Raw genomic sequence first — 4,149 nt, forward strand, 5'->3', positions numbered from 1 at the left:
ACAGAATTATGAACAGCTATCAAATCTCTAACACGATTAATACTGATATGAAACAGGTCAAGCGCAGGCTGCATTTGAGGTTGAATTAATAATTCTATCGGCTAGAGTTGAAAAAGCATCTCTAAAAGTATCTTGTGCTTTTAAGGTATTTTCTAAAACTTGTCCACCTTGTGTAATTTGCTCTTTTGTCAATGCAAAAACTGGTGTTTGACAATCCTGGGATATTGCAATAAGACTGTTAAAATCAGACATTTTGATCAAACAATAGTCATTCATATTTTGAGAAGAATAAACTTCATTTGGTAATAACATATTTTGTTCTCTTAATGATGGAACTAAAGTATCTGAAACAGCCTTTTCAATTTGATATATCCATTTTTTGAAACTAGCAGAAGGTTTTTGATATCTGATTCGATAGTTTTGGATAATTGTTCCTAGAAAAAGAGGTGTTACTTTTGGAAAAGGATAAGCAGCTTCTTTCAACACTTTTAACTCACTAGCTTTTTTTGCCCAAATATGCCATCTGGGTATAATTTTTGCCAGTGAATCAATTGCCATTATGGAGAAAAAGTCAGGAACAGTAGGGACAATAAAAAAATTGCTAGTCATCAGTAAGTTCTGATTTATTGAACTTAAGCTAGGACTCATGTCAATTAAAATATAGTCGGCAGAAAATTTTTCTGCTGTTTTTTCCAATAGATAAGAAATTGAACCGGGAAGGTTTTGAAGAGTTTGAATAGAACCACTTAATTCTTGAGCTATTCCTAGAGTTACCTCATATTCAGCTAATCCTACATGACCAGGTAGCAGAAATAAACCATCTTGTTGTTCAATGGGAATACAATTAACCGCTTCTACTAATCTTGGCTGAGACTCGAATGCAGGTGCTAAAGCAGATTTAATATTTTGGTTTGTGTTGTAAATCTCTTCTAATTCTTGTTTACTAGAAAATCCCAATACCATACCTGTTAAATTGCATTGTGGGTCTGTATCTACTAGGATTACTCTTTTTCCCTTCGATGCTAACATCCAACCCAAATTAAATGTTGTTGTTGTTTTACTAACCCCACCTTTATGGTTGAAAAGTGCAATTTTCTGAACCATTTTTCTCAACCTAACCTGATATAATAAACTTTAAAATCTCCACCAATAAACTAATAACTAAAAACCCCAAAGCAGCAATAATAATAACAAATAAAATTAAGCCACCTAAAAGTAGAAAAACAAACCCGCGATCGGCACTTTTACTAACTTTAGGAGACTCTAAATGAGCCTCCAAAATATCCATATTTTTAGAATTTGCCTTCCAAGCAACATCAAACAAATCTCCAAAAACAGGCACAATTCCTGCCAAAGAATCAAATACAATATTAGAAGCCATTCGCATCAGAGTTTCCCGTGGCAAACCCATCATTGCTGCTGAAAATACAATATAAACAGAAATAAGTCCTCCTAAAAAATCACCACCCCCAGGAATCAATCCTAGAAGTGGGTCAATACCAACGCCATAAGAAGTACCCGGAACACGAATAGCATTATCCAGTAAATCGCTAATTTTACGCAGTTGTCTGACCTTAGCTGCTTGAGAGCGATCGCCAGAAGTAGTGGTAGATGGTTTTGCCATTGGAAGTTATGTGAGTCATTTCAGTTATCAGTTATCAGTTATCAGTTATCAGTTATCAGTTATCAGTACCGACCACTAAAACCGGAGACTTGAAATACTGAACTGAATATTGTTTCATCACCTTAAAAGGGGGAGGCTCTGGACTTCATTTTTTGGTAAAAATCAATAGACATTTCCGAAAAAAATATAGATTTTTTGTAAAAGTAGGGAATAGGGAACAAGGAAGATGTTTTTAGGAAAAAAATACTGAAAATGATTTTTTGAGTTATTATACTCTAGTTTATAGCAAATAAAAGGCAAGTTTATTTTCTGGAGATGCCTAATAGACATCTGGTAAAAATCAAAAATAAAATCAATTCTTATCAATAAATTATAAATTATTTCTCCCTGTTGCCTGTTGCCTCTTTTCTGGAGATGTCTAATGTGTAAGTTCAGTAGGGTGTCATATCACCCACACCCTACATCTCATTACACTTTATGATTAAAGACTACGGCGTTGCTGATTTGAGGTACGATATCATATCCGGATTCAGAGTGGGAGCATACTCCTCATTTACGTCTTCTTTCTTCCCTCCTGACTCCTGACTCCTGACTCCTGACTTCTTCAGCAACGCCGAGACTACTTAGCTTTTAGTTTCAGTAAAGTCAGCATCAATTACATCATCTCCACCAGCAGAGCTTGAGGAAGACTCAGCAGCACCATCACCATTAGGAGGAGGAGGAGTTGCTCCATCAGGAGAAGCTTGTTGATAAATATTGCTGCTCACAGTGTAGAGAGCTTGTTGTAACTCAGTAGTTAGAGACTGAATACGCTCGTCATCTTCTTGAGAAACAGCATCACGCAAATCCTTAATCAACCCTTCAATCTTAGTCTTATCCGCTTCAGGAACTTTATCTCCCAACTCCTGAATTTGCTTCTCAGCTTGATATGCTAAAGAGTCTGCTTGGTTTTTGCGGTCAATTTTTTCACGACGCTCTTGGTCAGCAGTAGCATTAGCTTCTGCTTCTTTCACCATCCGATCAACTTCAGAATCTGGTAAAGTGGATGCACCTGTAATACTGATAGACTGTTCCTTACCAGTACCTTTATCCTTCGCAGCTACATTCAGAATACCGTTAGCATCAATATCGAAGGTAACTTCAATTTGAGGTACACCACGAGGTGCTGCTGGGATACCATCCAGACGGAAAGTTCCTAAACTCTTGTTGTCGTTAGACATTTCCCGCTCACCCTGTAGTACATGGATTTCTACATTAGTCTGACCATCTACAGCAGTTGAGAACACTTCTGACTTTTTGGTAGGAATAGTAGTGTTACGAGGGATAATTTTGGTCATTACCCCACCCAAGGTTTCTACACCTAGAGATAGAGGAGTAACGTCTAACAACAGAATGTCTTTAACTTCACCCGCTAATACACCTGCTTGAATTGCAGCACCAACAGCTACCACTTCATCAGGGTTAACGCTTTGATTGGGATCTTTACCGAGGACTTTCTTAACTATATCTTTGACTGCAGGAATTCTAGTAGATCCACCAACTAATACCACTTCATCAATAGCGCTTTTATCTAACTTAGCATCTCTAATCGCGTTTTCTACAGGAATACGACAGCGGTCGATCAGGTCAGCACATAGCTCTTCAAATTTACCTTTAGTTAAGGTGGTATCTAAGTGCTTAGGTCCATCTTGGGTAGCGGTAATAAATGGCAGGTTAATCTCTGTCTGGGTAACGCTAGAAAGTTCAATCTTAGCTTTTTCTGCTGCTTCTGTTAAACGTTGCAGTGCTTGCTTATCTTTCCGTAGGTCTATTCCTTCTGCTTTTTCAAATTCCTTAGCTAAGAAATCAACAATTGTCTTATCAAAGTCGTCACCACCAAGGTGAGTATCGCCGGAAGTAGCTAATACTTCAAATACACCATCACCTACTTCTAGGATAGAAACATCAAATGTACCACCACCAAGGTCAAATACTAAAATAGTTTCGTTACTTTTCTTATCTAACCCATAAGCTAGAGAAGCTGCGGTAGGTTCGTTGATGATCCGCAATACTTCTACACCAGCTATTCTACCTGCATCTTTGGTTGCCTGTCTTTGGGAGTCGTTGAAATAAGCTGGTACGGTAATTACTGCCTGTGTTACTGTCTCGTTAAGATATTTACTAGCATCCTCTACCAGTTTACGTAGAACCTGGGCTGAAATTTCTTCAGGGGCAAATTGTTTTTCTAATGCTGGGCAATCTAATTTAACGTTACCATTAACATTGAGTACTTTATAGGAAACTTCTGTGGTTTCATTGGTTACTTCATCAAATCTACGCCCGATGAACCGCTTTACTGAATAGAAGGTGTTTTGGGTGTTCATCACCGCTTGACGTTTGGCGATTTGCCCTACTAGTTGTTCTTCTTTTTTACCGTAGGCAACTACAGAAGGGGTTGTACGGAAACCTTCTGCATTAGCAATTACTGTGGGTTTACCACCTTCCATAACTGCAACACAGGAGTTTGTTGTACCTAAGTCAATTCC

Annotated in this window: 3 protein-coding genes; all 3 read right to left on the reverse strand. The window is 38.0% G+C overall.

Features of this window, described 5'->3' with window-relative positions; all coding sequences use genetic code 11:
- Positions 1-57: 57 nt before the first annotated feature.
- A complete protein-coding gene (locus AC3DU7_RS11565) occupies positions 58-1,104 on the reverse strand; it encodes a ParA family protein (RefSeq protein ID WP_488039497.1) in 1,047 nt (348 codons plus the stop codon).
- 10 nt (positions 1,105-1,114) lie between these two features.
- On the reverse strand, positions 1,115-1,624 hold the full coding sequence (locus AC3DU7_RS11570) for a DUF4112 domain-containing protein (RefSeq protein ID WP_488039498.1): 510 nt from the start codon (positions 1,622-1,624) through the stop codon (positions 1,115-1,117).
- 623 nt (positions 1,625-2,247) lie between these two features.
- A partial coding sequence (gene dnaK, locus AC3DU7_RS11575; RefSeq protein WP_488039499.1) for a molecular chaperone DnaK occupies positions 2,248-4,149 on the reverse strand: 1,902 nt, incomplete at its 5' end.

This window comes from Okeania sp., from assembly GCF_983059655.1.

Excerpts from the sequence above, each read along its gene's own strand:
- AC3DU7_RS11565 (WP_488039497.1), bottom strand. The coding sequence starts at position 1,104 with ATGGTTCAGAAAATTGCACTTTTCAACCATAAAGGTGGGGTTAGTAAA.
- AC3DU7_RS11570 (WP_488039498.1), bottom strand. The coding sequence starts at position 1,624 with ATGGCAAAACCATCTACCACTACTTCTGGCGATCGCTCTCAAGCAGCT.